The 16,206-nt window shown below is 38.8% G+C and carries 8 protein-coding genes; 4 read left to right on the top strand and 4 right to left on the bottom strand.

Annotated elements, in window-relative coordinates; translation table 11 throughout:
* Window positions 1-76 precede the first annotated feature (76 nt).
* Complete coding sequence (locus BCL90_RS16955) at window positions 77-3,808, top strand: sensor histidine kinase (protein ID WP_121285202.1); 3,732 nt, start codon at window positions 77-79, stop codon at window positions 3,806-3,808.
* Between the two features lie 32 nt (window positions 3,809-3,840).
* Here BCL90_RS16955 and BCL90_RS16950 read toward each other — a convergent pair whose 3' ends face one another.
* The gene (locus BCL90_RS16950; protein WP_121285201.1) at window positions 3,841-4,743 is read right to left on the bottom strand and encodes a hypothetical protein; all 903 of its coding nucleotides are present in this window, start codon (window positions 4,741-4,743) and stop codon (window positions 3,841-3,843) included.
* A gap of 203 nt (window positions 4,744-4,946) precedes the next feature.
* Between BCL90_RS16950 and BCL90_RS16945 the strand changes: the two genes are divergently transcribed.
* Window positions 4,947-6,488 carry a glycoside hydrolase family 10 protein gene (locus BCL90_RS16945; protein WP_121285200.1) on the top strand — a complete coding sequence of 514 codons (1,542 nt, stop codon included), beginning with the start codon at window positions 4,947-4,949 and terminating at the stop codon, window positions 6,486-6,488.
* 8 nt (window positions 6,489-6,496) lie between these two features.
* Here BCL90_RS16945 and BCL90_RS16940 read toward each other — a convergent pair whose 3' ends face one another.
* The 3 genes from BCL90_RS16940 to nagB form a co-directional block, all read right to left on the bottom strand.
* Window positions 6,497-7,516: a LacI family DNA-binding transcriptional regulator gene (locus tag BCL90_RS16940; RefSeq protein ID WP_121285199.1), complete on the bottom strand. Its 1,020-nt coding sequence runs from the start codon at window positions 7,514-7,516 to the stop codon at window positions 6,497-6,499.
* Window positions 7,517-7,552: 36 nt separating this feature from the next.
* Window positions 7,553-8,713, bottom strand: coding sequence for an acyltransferase family protein (locus tag BCL90_RS16935; protein WP_121285198.1), 1,161 nt, complete (start codon window positions 8,711-8,713; stop codon window positions 7,553-7,555).
* Between the two features lie 976 nt (window positions 8,714-9,689).
* On the bottom strand, window positions 9,690-11,615 hold the full coding sequence (gene nagB / locus BCL90_RS16930) for a glucosamine-6-phosphate deaminase (protein ID WP_121285197.1): 1,926 nt from the start codon (window positions 11,613-11,615) through the stop codon (window positions 9,690-9,692).
* A gap of 149 nt (window positions 11,616-11,764) precedes the next feature.
* Here nagB and BCL90_RS16925 point away from each other — a divergent pair, with 149 nt between their 5' ends.
* Together BCL90_RS16925 and BCL90_RS16920 are read left to right on the top strand one after the other, a co-directional pair.
* Complete coding sequence (locus BCL90_RS16925) at window positions 11,765-12,961, top strand: anhydro-N-acetylmuramic acid kinase (RefSeq protein ID WP_121285196.1); 1,197 nt, start codon at window positions 11,765-11,767, stop codon at window positions 12,959-12,961.
* Between the two features lie 105 nt (window positions 12,962-13,066).
* Window positions 13,067-16,204 (top strand): SusC/RagA family TonB-linked outer membrane protein, encoded by a 3,138-nt coding sequence (locus BCL90_RS16920; RefSeq protein WP_121285195.1) that lies wholly within the window; start codon window positions 13,067-13,069, stop codon window positions 16,202-16,204.
* Window positions 16,205-16,206: the final 2 nt, after the last annotated feature.

Raw genomic sequence — 16,206 nt, 5'->3', positions numbered from 1 at the left:
AATGGAATATTTAACGCCATAAACTTAACTGTTTATGGCGTTGTTTTTTATCAATATTTAATATCTTTATCCGTAGATGAAAATGAGCTTTGGTGTAAAAATAAGATTTCTATTGCTTGTTTTGGGCTGTTGCCTCGTGGCAACTTCTATTTCGCTAAGCAGGTTTACCACCAGGGGTGAACTGTTAGAACACGATGCAGAAGAAATTCAACAGAAAATTTTAATCAAAGAGAAAGCTGTTCAAACATTTTTGGCTAATAAGCAGGAAGTTGCCAAAGCCAAACAATTTCATCTGAATCCTAAAAATGCGATTGATTTTATTACATCTTATCGCGAGAATAATGGAATAAATCTATTAACCTTTCAAAATAATCAGCTTAAGTTTTGGAGTAGTTATAAGGTTTCTGAAATAGATCCAACTACCATAAAAGAAGGCAGTTCGGTACTGTTTTTTTATAATGGCTGGTACGAGGTGATTAAAAGTACCCAGGGAAATTTCAGCCTTATTTTCCTAATCACTATTCAATCTCAATATCCATTTAAAGAAACAAAGTATTTTAAGAATGATATTGATCCTGTTTTATCCAAAACAAAAATACTAACCTTTGCCTCTTTTACAGACAAGGATGTTTATGTAATAAAAAACCTCGAAAATAAATTTTTATTTGGGCTAAAAGTAAAGCCGGGGTATGCAGAAACCCATTATTCTGGTACGCAATTATGGCTGTTTATTGCAGGTATGTTATGCATCTGCATGTTTTTTAACTCTTTAAGTTCGTTTATTGCCAGGCGTGGACATATTGCCTGGGGTACTTTTTTACTATTGTTTTTTTTCTTAGCATTTAGGTTAACAGATTTATATTACGGTTGGTTTAATCACAGGTTTACCCTGGATCTATTTGATCCAAGAATATATGCAGATAATTTCCTGATGCCTTCGTTAGGCGATTTCCTGTTGAACGTCATCGCACTTACCTGGTTACTGTTATTTATGTATAACCACAAGGAACAATATAAGTTTCCGGAATGGATTAAGCGGAGTAAAATAATTGGAATTGTTATTCAGGCAGGATTAATGGTGTTGATAGGCCGAATTGTTTGGGATACCGATGATATTTTCTTCGGATTGATTTTTAACTCAAAAATTAATTTCGATATCGTTAATATCCTTAAACTAAGCGGAACCAGCTGGGTGGGGATTGTAATTTTATGTTTAGCCTGGTTTCAGATTTACCTCATGACTGTTATCTCGGCAACAATAAGCAGTCAATTAAATGTGAGCAATAAAGAGCGGGTCATTGTTTTCCTGATTGGCTTTGCCGGCGTTTTTATCTATAAGTTGGTGGTGGATTTTAATGCATTTTTTATTGTTTTTGCGCTAGTGTTATTTATAGTAGCGAGGGCCGTTTATTTAAAAGAGAAGAATTTTTCAATCGGAATGTTTGCCATTGTGTTTTTCTGTCTGGCCTTTAACACTTCTATTAAGTACACCAAGTATAAAGATATTAAAGAAAGAAGTTTGCGCGAGCCTTTGGCGAGAAAAGTGCAATCGTCAGAAGATCCGAATGCAATTGTTGCTTTAGGTATTTTGGGCGATGAAATTGTTAAAGATAGTTTTCTGACAAGCTATTTTAGTCAAAACCGGAAGGGTGGTTACGCGGTGCTCAAAAATCATATTAAAGATTATTTGGATGGCTATTTAAACCGATACGATTATCAGATTTATCCGTATGATAAAATGGGGGCTGCAATAGAAAATTCTGATACGCCACCGATTAATAAGTATAAAAACCTGGTGGAAGCTGGCTCTGTTAAAATCGATGGATCTAACTTTTTTTATCAGGTAAACAATACATTTGGTTATCAGGATTACTTTGGGATCATTTCGGTTGTAAACAATGGCAGTTTATTGGGCACACTTATTATCGAACTCCGGTCGAAACCATATAATTATAATAATCGGCTACCCGATCTCCTGGGAGATCAAAAATTGATCAAAGACGAAGGTTTTAAAGGTTATTCCATTGCTTTGTACAGCAATAATAAATTGCTTAATCAGTCTGGAAATTATACATATCCTTTAGATGGAAGTGTTTTTAAAGGTAAAAAAGATGATTTTATAATCAGTAATGATGATGAACTTCATTACAGCCATTTAGTTTATAAACCTACTGACAGCAAAATGGTTGTGATTAGCAAAGAGAAGGTGGATTATGTAGAACGTTTGGCCGCGTTGTCGTTTTTCTTTCTGGTATTTATCATCTTCTCCATGTTGCTTTACGGGTTAATATGGTTAATCAAAAACCTTGATGATGATAAAGTAGGCTGGTTCAGTATCAACAGATCTTTAATGATCAATGCCAATAAGATTTTGTATAAAACCAGAATCCAGGTATCTATTGTATTGGCGGTAGTGGCAACGCTGGTCATTGTAGGCTGGGGAACTTACTACTATATGAACAATGAGTATCGTGGACAGCAGGATGCGATATTAAAGGATAAAATAAGAAAGGTTCAGCAGAATTTTGAAAAACAGGTTTTTAATAATGGCATTATTGCAAACGATGAGAATGCTGCAGCAGATTTTAACAATTTTGCCGATATCAATAATGCTGATTTAAATTTATATGACCTGAGTGGCAACCTGATCATGACGACCTATCCCAAGCTCTATAATTATAAAATTATCGGTAAAAAAATGGGACCTAAAGCTTTCTTTTCTTTAAGTGGTTTACACCGGTCAGAATATATTAATCCTAAAGAGAATATTGGGAATTTAATTTATGCTGCTGCATACGCCCCCATCAGGAATGCGCAGAACAAAACAATAGCTTATATTGGTTTGCCGAACTATTCTAACGAAGAGGAGTATAGTGATAAACTTGCGCTTTTTGTAAGTAACCTGATTAATCTTTACGCGTTGGTATTTGTGGCTATTGGGGTGTTGGCTGTATTTCTGGCCAATCAGATTACCAATCCCTTAACTTTTATTCAGGAAAGTATTAGTAAAACTAAAATAGGGCAAAAGAATGAACCTATTGTATGGCGTAGGCATGATGAGATCGGATCTTTAATTAAGGAATATAACCACATGATTTCGGCCTTGGAAGATAGTGCAATCAAACTGGCCCGATCGGAAAGAGAGAGTGCCTGGCGCGAGATGGCAAAACAAGTTGCTCACGAAATCAAGAATCCGCTAACGCCTTTAAAATTAGGTGTTCAATTGCTAGAGAAGTCGTGGAAGGAGAAGGATCCGAACTTCGAACTTAAATTTAATAAGTTCAGTAAATCATTTATAGAACAGATTGATAGCCTTTCGAAAATCGCATCTGAATTTTCTAATTTTGCAAAAATGCCGGATACCAAGCTGGAGCGGCTTTCTTTACTTCCGATTATAGAACAGGCAAGGGAGGTATTTAAAAGCGCCGAAAATGTCACCATTGATATCCTAAACAAAAGCGACAAGGAAATCGAAATCATGGCTGATCACGATCAGTTGTTAAGAACGTTTAATAACCTGCTTAAAAATGCGATAGAAGCTATAGATGAGGAAACCTTATGCTGCATTACTATTATTGTATATGTAGATTCGAAAAATGCATATATAGAAATAAAAGATAATGGAAAGGGTATACCGCCGGCACTGCAAGACAAAATATTTGTACCTAATTTCACTACAAAAACATCGGGCACAGGTTTAGGTTTGGCTTTTGTTAAGCAGGCCGTAGAAAATGCAGGTGGTTCAGTTAAGTTTACTTCTATAAACGGCCTGGGAACAACGTTCTATTTGAACTTTCCGTTAGCATAAATTAAAATAAGTAGATTGGTGAAGATGATGAATTATCTCAGCTCCACCTGGGCCTTCCCCATGGTGTTACCATCTGCATATAAAATTACGGTGTATATGCCTTTTATAAATGGTTTAGGATTTGCCCAGTCGATAACATAGGTGCTGTCATCGTTATTGTAGTTAATAAAAATAGAATGGCTGAACTGCATATCCTGCCCGTCAGCCTCAAAATGGTTTTCCTCGTCTGCAAGCAGATTCCCTGCAGGATCGAATACCCGAAGGTAAATATTATGATGTCCTTTTTCTGCCAGATGATTCGGCACAATGTTAAAGCGCACACTTAATTTCTCTGCTGTAGACGATTTGCTCACTTCGACTTTTTTGCCGCTTGATTTTGTTCTGAAAGCAATAATTTCGGCCGATTGAAGCTTTAATGCTGCGGCAGTTTTAACTTTCGCATTTAAATTCGAGTTTTCGTTCTCTAAGTTTGATGCCTTATTGCTGATGTTTCTCAGCGTATTCTGTAAACTATCGCGACTGTTTTTTAAAAAAATATTGTCTTTCTGTAACTGAATAATCTGATCATTGTAGTTCTTTACAAATGTTTTCAGCTCATTGATTTGTGCATTTGCTTTGTCGATTTCTGCCTTGGTGATCTGATTTTTTTCTAAAGCTGCTTTAAGTTCTTCAATTTTTACACGGGCAAGCTTCTGTTCTTCAACAAGCTTATCATTTAAATCCAGATTCAATGCATTAACCTTATCCAATTCAACCTCAATCTTTTCTACCTCAAGCCTTAGTTTATCCTTCTCTGCACTAACAGTAACAAATTTTTCACTTTGCTTTCGATCTTTAAAAAACAAGTAAGCATTTGTGCCTATTAAAGCGGCAATAACGATGACCAGGAAGTAAATTTTGTTTCTATCACCCTTATTAATCTTTTGTGGTTCCATTTAATAACGCTGTATCTTCTGTAAATTAATATACTTTTGCTCTCCATAGGTAAATGGGGTACACAGTTAATTTTAGCAGGGCGCAAATTAAAATTTTTAATAAACTTATAAGAGTTTTTAAAAAAAATCGTTTACTTGCTAATGTTCGTTTGTATTCAAATTTACACAAACACACAACCTGAATCAAAAATAAGACACAAATAATGCTTAAAAACTTCCTATACGCACTTTTATTCTTAACTGTACTACCTTATATATTAAATGCACAACCTTTAGCAAAAATTGCACCAAAAAGGGAGTTTAGAGGTGTTTGGGTGGCAACTGTAACCAATATTGACTGGCCATCGAAGCCGGGTTTAAGTGTTGATCAACAAAAGCAGGAACTGATCGGTATCTTAGAAAGACATAAAAGCCAGGGGATGAATGCTATCATTTTGCAGGTTAGGCCGGCAGCCGATGCATTTTATGCAAAATCGAGAGAACCCTGGAGCCAATGGTTGATGGGGAAACAGGGTTTGGCGCCGGCACCGGGTTATGATCCTTTGGCCTTTGCCATTAAAGAAGCCCATTTCAGGGGAATGGAACTCCATGCCTGGTTTAATCCTTATCGAGCCAGTATGAGTAGCTCGACTGTGTTAAGCGAAAACCATGCTTATCGGAAACATCCTGACTGGTTTTTTACCTATGGTGGTAAAAAGCAGTTTGATCCGGGTATTCCGGATGTGAGGGAATATATTGTTCAGGTAATTTTAGACGTGGTAAAAGGATACGATATTGATGGGATTCACTTCGACGATTATTTTTACCCCTATAAATTAGAGGGGCAAACGATTAATGATAGTAATACTTTTTACAAATACCCTAATAATTTTTCCGATATAAAAGATTGGAGGCGTAATAACGTCGATATGTTGATTAAACAACTGGATGATAGTATTCACCATTATAAAAAATGGGTGAAATTTGGGGTCAGCCCGTTTGGGATCTGGAAAAATAAAAATGAGGATCCTGAAGGCTCTGCTACCAGTGGCCTGTCCAATTATGCAGAACTTTTTGCTGATAGCCGTAAATGGGTTAGAGAAGGCTGGGTAGATTACATCAATCCTCAAATTTATTTTACGTTTACCAGAAGAGTTGCACCTTATGGTGTTTTAGTTGATTGGTGGAGCAATAATACCTTTGGCAGGCATGTTTACATTGGGCAGGGTGCTTACCTGGTAAATTCGCGGGCTGAAGCCGCCTGGAAAAACCTGAGCGAAATACCCAGGCAGATCAGATACCTCAGAGATAATAACCGAATTCAGGGTAGCGTATTTTTTAGTTCTAAATCATTAAGTACGGTAGCTAAAGCCGTTGGCGATTCGCTGAAGAACGATCTTTATAAATACCCTGCTCTGCCACCGCAAATGCCATGGCTGGACGAGGTACCGCCAAACGAGCCTCAGGCATTAACAGCCGATGCACTAAAGGATGGTGTTCATTTAAAATGGCAGCTTCCGTTAAAGGCTAAAGATGGGGAAACGGCTTCGGGATTTGTAGTTTACCGATTTAATGAAGGAGAGAAAATTTCGATCCTTGACCCTAAGAACATTGTTAAAATAAGCTTTGAAGATTATCTTTCATTTATTGATACAAGTATAGAAAGTGGAAAACGGTACAGCTATCTGGTAACGGCATTAGATAGATTAAAAAATGAAAGTGAGCCCAGTGGGCCGGTTGGTATTGAAGTTCCTTTAGCGAAGTAATAATGTGTTTAAACCTTTTTGTTGGTCGATTCTCTTTCTACAACAGCCGGATCGAGCACAATATGTTCCATATTGGCATACGGGTTCTCCTGATTAATCATTTTCAGAAACATTTTAGCGCACTCCTGGCCCATTTGAGAGGCATGCTGATCAATTGTTGATAGGTTAGGGGTGATGTAGGCGGAGAATGCTTCATTGGCAAAACCAATTACACCAACCTGAGGTGGTGTTTCGTGGATCTCTTTTAACTTTTTAATTACACCAAGCGCCGTAAAATCATCACCAGCAATAATAGCATCGGGTTTATTGCTGCTACGCATTAACTTGCCTGCACCAAATCGCCCGTCTTTAATGGATAAACCACCAAAAATAATATGGTCTTCTATTAGCGGAAAGTTATGGTCTGCTAAGGCTGCTTTGTAGCCTTCCAGCCGATCGTTAAATATTTTAATCTGGTGAACAGTGGTTACAAATGCAATTTTTTGGTAACCCTGATCGATTAAGTGTTTAGTAGCAATATAGCCTGCCTTAAAATCGTCAAGGGTGATGGTTGGAACTTTTAAATCTATATTTACACGGTCAAATAATATAAGGGGCTTATTCTGCTTAATAATTTCACCAAAGTGCGAAGTGTCTTCCGTTTCTAAAGACATTGAAGCCATAATGCCATCTACCTGTGCTTCTAGTAAGGTTCTTACGCCATTAATTTCATTCTCAACAGATTCATTGGATTGATAGATAATTACGCGGTAGCCGCTGTCTTTCAGGCCATCTTCTATGCAATGGATAATAGATGCAAAGAAATGTGCCTGTACGCTTGGCACAATTACACCAATGATATGGGTTTTACCGGATTTTAGTGCTGATGCGAGTTTATTTGGGCTATAGTTTAATTTTTTAGCCATTTCAACAACAGCCTTTCTGGTGGTATCACTTATTGCCGGAAAGCCACTAAGCGCCCTGGAAACAGTTGATACTGTAATATTGAGCGCCTTGGCGATATCATATATGGTAGTTTTCTTTTTCAATTGAAGAGAGTGACAATCAATTATAGCGTTTTTTTACTAAACCTTAATAATAATGTTTTTTTTATACATAAAATATAATAATACATAAAAACCCAATACGTAGGTTATGGCCCAAACCAAAGAAGCATTTATTGGGCTAAAAAATGGCGTATAACAGGTTTCGTAGAACCGAACCAATAATCCTGTTTTAGTACCATCTGCATCTGTAATCTGGATCAGGTTTAATACTCTTGGCATTAATCCAGCCAGAAAGAAAACGGTAATGGCATTCACACCATACACAACAAAGGGAGTGGTAAATTTTTTGTAGCCCTGCACATCAATAATCCAGTAGCAGAGCGCCAATCCGATGGAGGCCAGGCCACCGGCATATAACACATAAGAGCTTGTCCATAACGCTTTGTTAATCGGGAACTGCAGGTCCCAAATTAAGCCTAAAACAACTGCCGCAATCCCCGTGGTAAATAACCAGGCTACTTTGGTTGGATTGTCTACATCTTTTCTGCGCATCCAAACGCCAACGAGAATACCAAATAAACAGGTTCCTATTGCTGGTAATGTGCTTAAAATTCCCTCCGGATCCCAGGTTTTTGATGAAGCCCAGGTATGTGCCTCTGTTAAAATTCCACGGTCTATCCAGGCTGCTAAATTGGTTTCTTTTTCCAGGTTAGGGTACCCAACTCCAGGGACTGGTATAAATGTCATTAGTGCCCAGTAAACGGCTAGGATTACAATTAATGTTTTAAATATGGTTTTGTTGGAAACCTTAATAAAAATGATGCTGCTAATGATGAAAACAATGCCTATCCTTTGCAAAACGCCCAACAATCTAACGGTTTGAAAGGCCTCCCAGATGGATCCGTTATCCATTATTGCACTGATAATCTTTCCGAATATAGCGAGGAAAAAACCAAGTAAATAAAGTATAATACCTCGTTTAATGGCTTTAATCATTGTTTTTTGATGTGTAGATGGATCTGCTTTACTACTGCTCATGGCAAAGGCAATAGAAACGCCAACAATCCATAAAAAGAATGGGAAAATCAAATCAGTAGGCGTACATCCGTTCCATTCTGCATGCTCTAAAGGTGCATAAATATGCCCCCAATTGCCCGGATTATTCACTAAGATCATCGCGGCTACGGTTAATCCTCTAAAAAAATCCAGCGATAACAATCGTTGTTTAGGTTCAGTCATGATTCGCTTATTTGGGTTCAGCAAACTAATTTAGAGTATTGTTTTTAGAATGAGAAATAAATAAGACCTGGCGGGATAAGATCTGTCATTCTGAACGAAGTGAAGGATCTTTTGTTAGGTGTGTTTTATGTAGTTAGAGACCCCTTATTGAATAGATGCTTCGCTGCGCTCAGCATGACAGTTTGAGGATAGATATTTGTTTTTGCCACGGAGACTCGGAAACACGGAGAGGTTTGATTAGGCCAGACTATTTTACTGAAGGAAGTAGGGATTATAACGGCAGAGCCTTATGTTCAATAAACCTGACCGGCAGCGTTATCCCGATTTAAGATTAATATTGTTTTATCGTTTTTTATCGGGATTAAGCAAAGGGCAGGACGATAGTGACCGAAGAACTGCAGACATTGCTTTCAAAAAAAAGAGATTTTGGATAATTAAACTTTGACTAGGTTGGTTAGGGTGGCGCTAACTAATAGGGGAGATCTCTCTCGCGAAAGTATGAAACAGCATTTAATGAGATGACTGACTTTTTTAAAGATGCTTCGCTATCAATGATAGATTTAAAAAATCGCCGTCATTTCGACTGAAGCGCAGCGAAATGGAGAAATCTTTTAACATAGTTCAAAGATTTCTCCACTGCGGTCGAAATGACGCCCCTTGTATATCTGTCATCAACCCCCTCCTATGTATTGGGAAAATTCTAACTCCTACCATTGACAGATCTTATAAAGAAAGGTCGTCATTGCGAGGCACGAAGCAATCTTAAAGCGCACGCTGTTAGCGATCGTTGTAGGATTGCTTCGTCGGCTGAAAAAGCCTTCTCGCAATGACGATTCTTCATGGCCTATTAATTCATCAAAATCACCTGTCCTTTATATTTATTTTTATAAAATAAATTATCCCTCAGCATGACAACTTAGCGGAACAAAAAAAATCCTGCTTTGAGCGAACAAAGCAGGATTGGTGTTATTTTAAACTAGTCTTCAAATTTCCAGCGAACAAAAGCTTCCATAGCTTCGTATTCTGCAAGTCCAAGTTCGTCATAAGCCTTTGCAGTTTCACGGTTACGATCTTCTGCCCGTTGCCAGAACTCTCTTGAGTCATCGCCAGGGAAAACCGCCCTGTCTTTCTGACTCTGGTGTTTGAAAATCGCATATTTCTTGCGTTCAAGCTCTTGTGGAGAAATTGGAACCGCCATTTCGATTTCATAAGTTTCAAATTCATGCCATGCGCCACGGTACATCCATAACCAGCAATCTTGCGCCCAGGCTTCAGTTTTACGCAATCGTTTTAATGCTTCTAAAATAATTTTGAAACAAACGATGTGCGTTCCATGAGGATCTTCAAAATCGCCGGCAGCATAAACCTGTTGAGGTTTAACTTGTTGCAATAAGGCTATTGTAAGTTCAATATCAGCATCAGTTACCGGATTTTTCTGAACTTTCCCGCTTTCGTAGAAAGGAAGCGCCTGGAAATGAATATGGTCATCTTCTAAACCGCAATATCTTGCACCGGCAATAGCTTCGCCTTTTCTAATAAGCCCTTTAACCGTTTGGATCTCGGGAGTATCAATCTGGTTTGGCTTTTTCTGCTCAATAAAGGCCCTCATTTTGTGGTAAAGTTCCTTTAAGTGCGTATTGTCCATGCCCATTTTCTCTGTGAAATCTACATTAAACTCTACAAAACGAAGTGCGTCGTCATCCCATACTGCAGTATTACCCGAAGTTTGATAAGCTACATGTACATCGTGCCCCTGATCAACCAGACGTAGAAAAGTACCGCCCATCGAGATCACATCATCATCAGGGTGAGGAGAAAAAATAATTACACTCTTCTTAGCTGGTTCGGCTCTTTCCGGACGCTGAGAATCGTCAGCATTGGGTTTGCCACCTGGCCAGCCAGTTATGGTGTGTTGTAATTTATTAAAGATATGGATGTTGATGTTATAAACTGGTCCTTTTTCAGTAGCCAGTTGCGCCATACCATTATTATTGTAATCGTCTTCCGTTAATTTTAAGATCGGTTTTTTCAATGTGTTGGCCAGCCAGATCACTGCCTTGCGGATCAATGCATCTGTCCAAACACAATCTTTAACCAACCAGGGCGTATCAAAACGGGTCAATTCTGAAGCTGCAGGTGCATCGAGGATAAACTCTACATGTTCAGAAAGCTGAAGGTATGTTGCCGGAACCTCGCCTGAAATTTCTCCTTCAACAGCTTTTTTGATGATTGAAGCTTTTTTACGGCTCCAGGCCATTAATATAATTTCTCTTGCTTTGAAAATTGTACCGATACCCATGGTAATGGCTTTTGTTGGTACAAAGGTTTTTCCGCCAAAATCACGCGCAGCATCCCGGCGCGTCAAATCATCTAAGGTAACTAAGCGGGTACCGGAATTTGGTGCAGAACCCGGCTCGTTAAACCCGATGTGACCTGTACGGCCGATTCCTAAAATCTGGATGTCAAGGCCACCAAGATCGCCGATTTTCTTTTCGTATTCCAGGCAGAAAGCAGGAATATCTTCCAGTGCAAGCGTACCATCAGGGATGTGAACATTTTTTTTGTCAATATCGATATGATTGAAAAGGTTTTCGTTCATAAACGTAACATAACTCTGCGCTGCGGTTGGCGCCATTGGATAGTATTCATCCAGGTTAAAAGTAATTACGTTTTTAAAACTTAAGCCCTCTTCTTTGTGCAGTCTAACCAGTTCGGCATAAACTGCAATTGGGGTAACACCTGTTGCTAAGCCCAGTACTGCAGGTGTGTTGTTTGCTTGTTTTGATTTAATGAGCCCGGCAATGCGATGTGCCACATTAATTGAAGCAATTTTTGGATTTTCGAACACGCTTACAGGTAATTTCTCGAAACGTGTCTCCTCCAGTAGATTTAATCTAGCCATTTTTTTTATATGGATTTTAATGTACGGAGCAGTAAATATAGAGAGTTATGCCCAATTTTTAACAAAGGTTATTTACATTTATTGCAAGTATTTACATAAAATTCAATTAAGGGGGCAGACAAACGTTTGATCTTTAAGATAAAATTAATATGAACAGGCAGATCCAAAAGTTATATTCAAAAGCAGGCAAGTCAGAACGTTTAATTATCGGATTGATGAGCGGGACTTCAATGGATGGATTGGATATTGCCCTCTGTTCTGTTAAGAAAAGTGGTGCTGAAACTGATATCCGTGTTTTAAGATTTAAAACGGGCGATTATACAGATGATTTCAGGGCAAAAATAAAGGCTATTTTTTCTAAAAAAGAGGTCGATTTACAATCGGTTTGCCTGATGAATGCGCACATTGCAAATGTTCATGCTCAATTGATTAATGAAGCTTTGAAAGAATGGGAGTATCAAAACGAGGATATCGACTTTATCGCCAGTCACGGACAAACCATTTTTCACGCACCAAAATCTTTGCACAAACTGGCCGATTATCCTAATGGCACACTACAGATTGGTGATGGCGACCATATTGCCATTAAAACCGGAATTATTACGCTGTCTGATTTTAGGCAGAAACATTTGGCTGCGGGAGGGGAAGGCGCACCTTTGGCTGTATATGGAGATTATTTAATGTTTTCGAAGGCTGGTGAAGATCGGGTAATGTTGAATATTGGCGGTATTGCAAACTTCACTTATTTGCCTGGAAGTACTGATGCCAGCGAAATTTTTTCGACAGATGTTGGTCCCGGAAATACTCTGATGGATCAATATATGCAAAAATATTTTAATCAGTTTTATGATAAAAATGCCAGTATTGCTTTGGCTGGTAAAGTTAATCCAGAGCTGTTATCTGCATTGTTGAATTGTAGTTTTTTTGAATTGGATTTTCCTAAAACCACCGGGCCCGAATTATTTAACCTGGAATATTTACTAAAGGCACAAGAACAGTCTTCAACAACAAATCTGGGCAAAGAAGATGTAATGGCAACCTTGTGCCATTTTTCAGCAGAAACCATTGCCAATGCGATAAAACGTTGTTTTGGAGAGCATGCTAAATCATATATTTTTATGAGTGGTGGTGGCATGCACAATCCGCTGCTTGTTCAGCTTCTTCAAGCCAGGCTGCCCTTTTGCAAATTCCTAAGCACTGAAGATTTAAATATTAATCCCGATGCAAAAGAGGCTGTTTTATTTGCTGTTTTGGCTAACGAAACGCTATGTGGAGAGCCGATTAATTTTGGCAACCGGCAAGGAGTGCCTTCGGTTTGCATGGGTAAAATTAGTTTGCCTGCTTAAGTAGTCCCAATTTTGTAGATAAGATTGTACAGATTGAAAAATTGGTTTATATGGTATTTTGTTAAATTTGTTTTTAACACTAATCTTCTAACAAAACCAAATTTTATGGAAAAAAGTTACCTAAAATGGTCATCAGGATTCTTCGTAATTTTGTTGATCCCATTTCTGCTGCTTCTGTTTACGGAAAAGGCGCAGGCACAGAATAAACGCTATACCATTAGCGGGAAAGTGACTGATGCCTCAAATAACGAGCCTATCCCGGGCGTTGTAGTTAAAATCCTTAATACAAGTTTAGCAACAAGTACCAATTCTAATGGGGCTTATACGTTTGCCGTAGATTTGGCCTCTGGCAAATATCAGATTCAGTTTTCTTACGTAGGTTACAAGAGTAAAGCGCAGTCGATCGATCTTGCGTCAGGCGATCAGGTTCAGCTAAGTACTTCCCTAAATGCTGATGCTGTTGGTTTGGATGAAGTAATTGTGACTGGAACATCGCAGGGAACAACCAGAAAAGAGCTGGGAAGTTATGTAAGTACCGTTAAAGGTGATGATCTGAACAAAGCGCCCAGTGGAAATGTACTCTCATCTTTACAGGGAAAAACGGCTGGTGCTCAAATCAGCCAGAACTCTGGTGATCCTGCAGGGGGCTTATCTGTTCGTTTAAGAGGTATTAGCTCCGTAAATTCATCATCAGAGCCGCTTTACATTATTGATGGTGTGATCGTTAACAATTCAACTACCAGGGTTACCAATACCTCAGCCAATTATGATGGCGGAAACTTTGTTGGAAGCATTGGGCAGAATAGGATGGTTGATATCAATCCGGCAGATATTGAGCGTATTGAAGTTTTAAACGGAGCTGCAGCTGCAGCCATTTATGGCTCGAGGGCAAATTCCGGAGTAATTCAGATCTTTACCAAAAAAGGTGTAAGTGGTGCTGCTCAGGTTAATTTCAGCACAAGTTTAACATTGAGCCATTTGCGTAAACAGGTTGAGGTGAACGAATCTCCGGTAAGGTTTGGTACGCCTATTAACTTTCCTACACAAGACGTAATCCAGACTGTTGGTGATCCTCCGTTTCTGCAGACCCAAAAAATCCCTGCCACTCGTTATAATTACCAGGATTACATTTTTCAATCTGCTACAGGTACAGATAATACGATTTCTGTTTCCGGTGGTAATGAAAATACAAAATACTATACTTCGGCAGCTTATTTCAGTAATCAGGGAATTATTAAAAACACCGATTTTACACGCTATAATTTCAGGGCAAACATCGATCAGAAAATCACGGAATGGGCAAAATTTAGTGCCGGCTTAAATTATATCCGCAGTTCGGCCAATGAAAAGCCAGATGGAAATTCGTTTTTTTCGCCAATGAATTCTGTTACCATTATCGGGAACATTCATGATATTTTTGCCAGAGACGCTAATGGTAATTTAATGGCTGTTGGAGAACGTGGCAGGGTGAATCCTGTGTCGGTAATAGAAGACATTAAACAGCGTCAGGAAACTAACCGCATTATTGCCAATGCCAATTTGAAATTGTACCCTGTAAAAAATTTAACCTTAGATTTTACTTTAGGTGTTGATAATTCTGGTCAGAGTGGGTCAACCTACATTCCACCATTTGCGTATAACGTAAATCCAGATTTTTATGGTGGTGGTGCGGCTTTAGATGGTACATTAAATGGCTACGCAAGTGCAGCAACTAACAATGCTTTTCAGTTTAACAATGAGTTTAATGCAACTTATCAGGCTAAATTATCAGAGCTGATTTCGTCAACTACTCAAGTTGGTTATTCGTTTCAGTATGAAAAAACCAGATATCAGTTGGTAAATGGCAGAGGTTTAGCCCCATTAATCGAAACGGTAAATGCTGCTGCAACACAGCTTCCAAGTGTAGATGGAAGAACTGAATTGTCTGTAAGTGGAGGATATATCCAGCAAAATTTTAAGTATAAAGATCATTTATTTGTTACGGGTGCCTTAAGGGTTGATCAATCTTCAGTTTTTGGGGCTGATAACCGCACACAGGAATACCTGAAAGGAAGCTTAAGTTATGTGCTTTCTTCTGCCGATTATTGGAAAAGTTTTGGTGTTTCTGATTGGTGGGATACATTTAAAATAAGAGCGGCTTATGGAGAATCGGGAAACTTGACCGGTATTGGCGCATATGATAGGATCAATGCCTATTCTACACAATCGTTTTTGGGTAGAGCATCGTTGTTTTCGAGTGCGACTTTAGCTAACGAAAACGTTAAACCAGAACGCCAACGCGAATTGGAACTGGGAACAGATTTATCTTTCTTCAAAAACAGATTAGGTTTACAATTTAACTGGTACAATAAAAAAGTAAGCGATTTATTGATTGCCAGTGTGCAGGCCCCTTCAACAGGATTTTCCAGCTTATTAGATAACATAGGCTCACTAAGGAACAAGGGGATTGAGCTTGTGTTGAATGGAACTCCGGTTGATGGGAAAGATTTTAAATGGAACACTTCAGTTGTTTTCAACAGGAATAGAAATACAGCACTTGATGTAGGTGGTTTAAGGTTGTTTAGTACAAATCCAGGCGCTCCTGTTGCGATTATAAATGGTGAAGCCATTGGCGTGTTCTATGGAACCTTTTTTGCGCGTAATCCGGATGGAAGTCTGTTAACAAATGCAGCAGGAATTCCTCAGATAGAAAAGGGAATTCAAAATTCTGCCACTACGTTTACTCCGCAACGCGATGCAAATGGTTTGCCTACCGGAACAACGCTTCGTAAAGTAATCGGTAATCCAAACCCTGATTATAACATGTCGTTTGTAAACGATTTTACCTATAAAAAACTGAATCTGCATGTACAGTTTGATGCGGTACAAGGCGGCGACGTTTGGAATGCCGATTGGAGAACCCGCCAGGGTGTTGGAAATGGTAAAGTAGCCGAACAAGAGCAACTTGGCCAGTTGCCCAGGGGATATGTTGCCGGAGTTTATGCGATTGAGGAGTGGAGGATTGATGATGGATCTTTTGTTAAGCTGCGAGAGATTTCGCTGAGCTATAATATAGGCAAGCTAAAATTCCTAAGGGACCTTACTGTAACGGTAAGCGGTAGAAACCTTATCTCCTGGGACAACTATAAAGGTTACGATCCTGAGTTAAATTCCGGCGGGCAATCAACGATACTGAGAAATATAGATTTTGGTTCGGTGCCAATTCCACGGACTTTTAGTTTGGGTTTACAAGTTAAATTATAATC

The organism is Pedobacter alluvionis (genome assembly GCF_003664035.1).
GTDB lineage: Bacteria > Bacteroidota > Bacteroidia > Sphingobacteriales > Sphingobacteriaceae > Pedobacter > Pedobacter alluvionis.
This window is presented reverse-complemented; position numbering and strand designations above follow the sequence as displayed.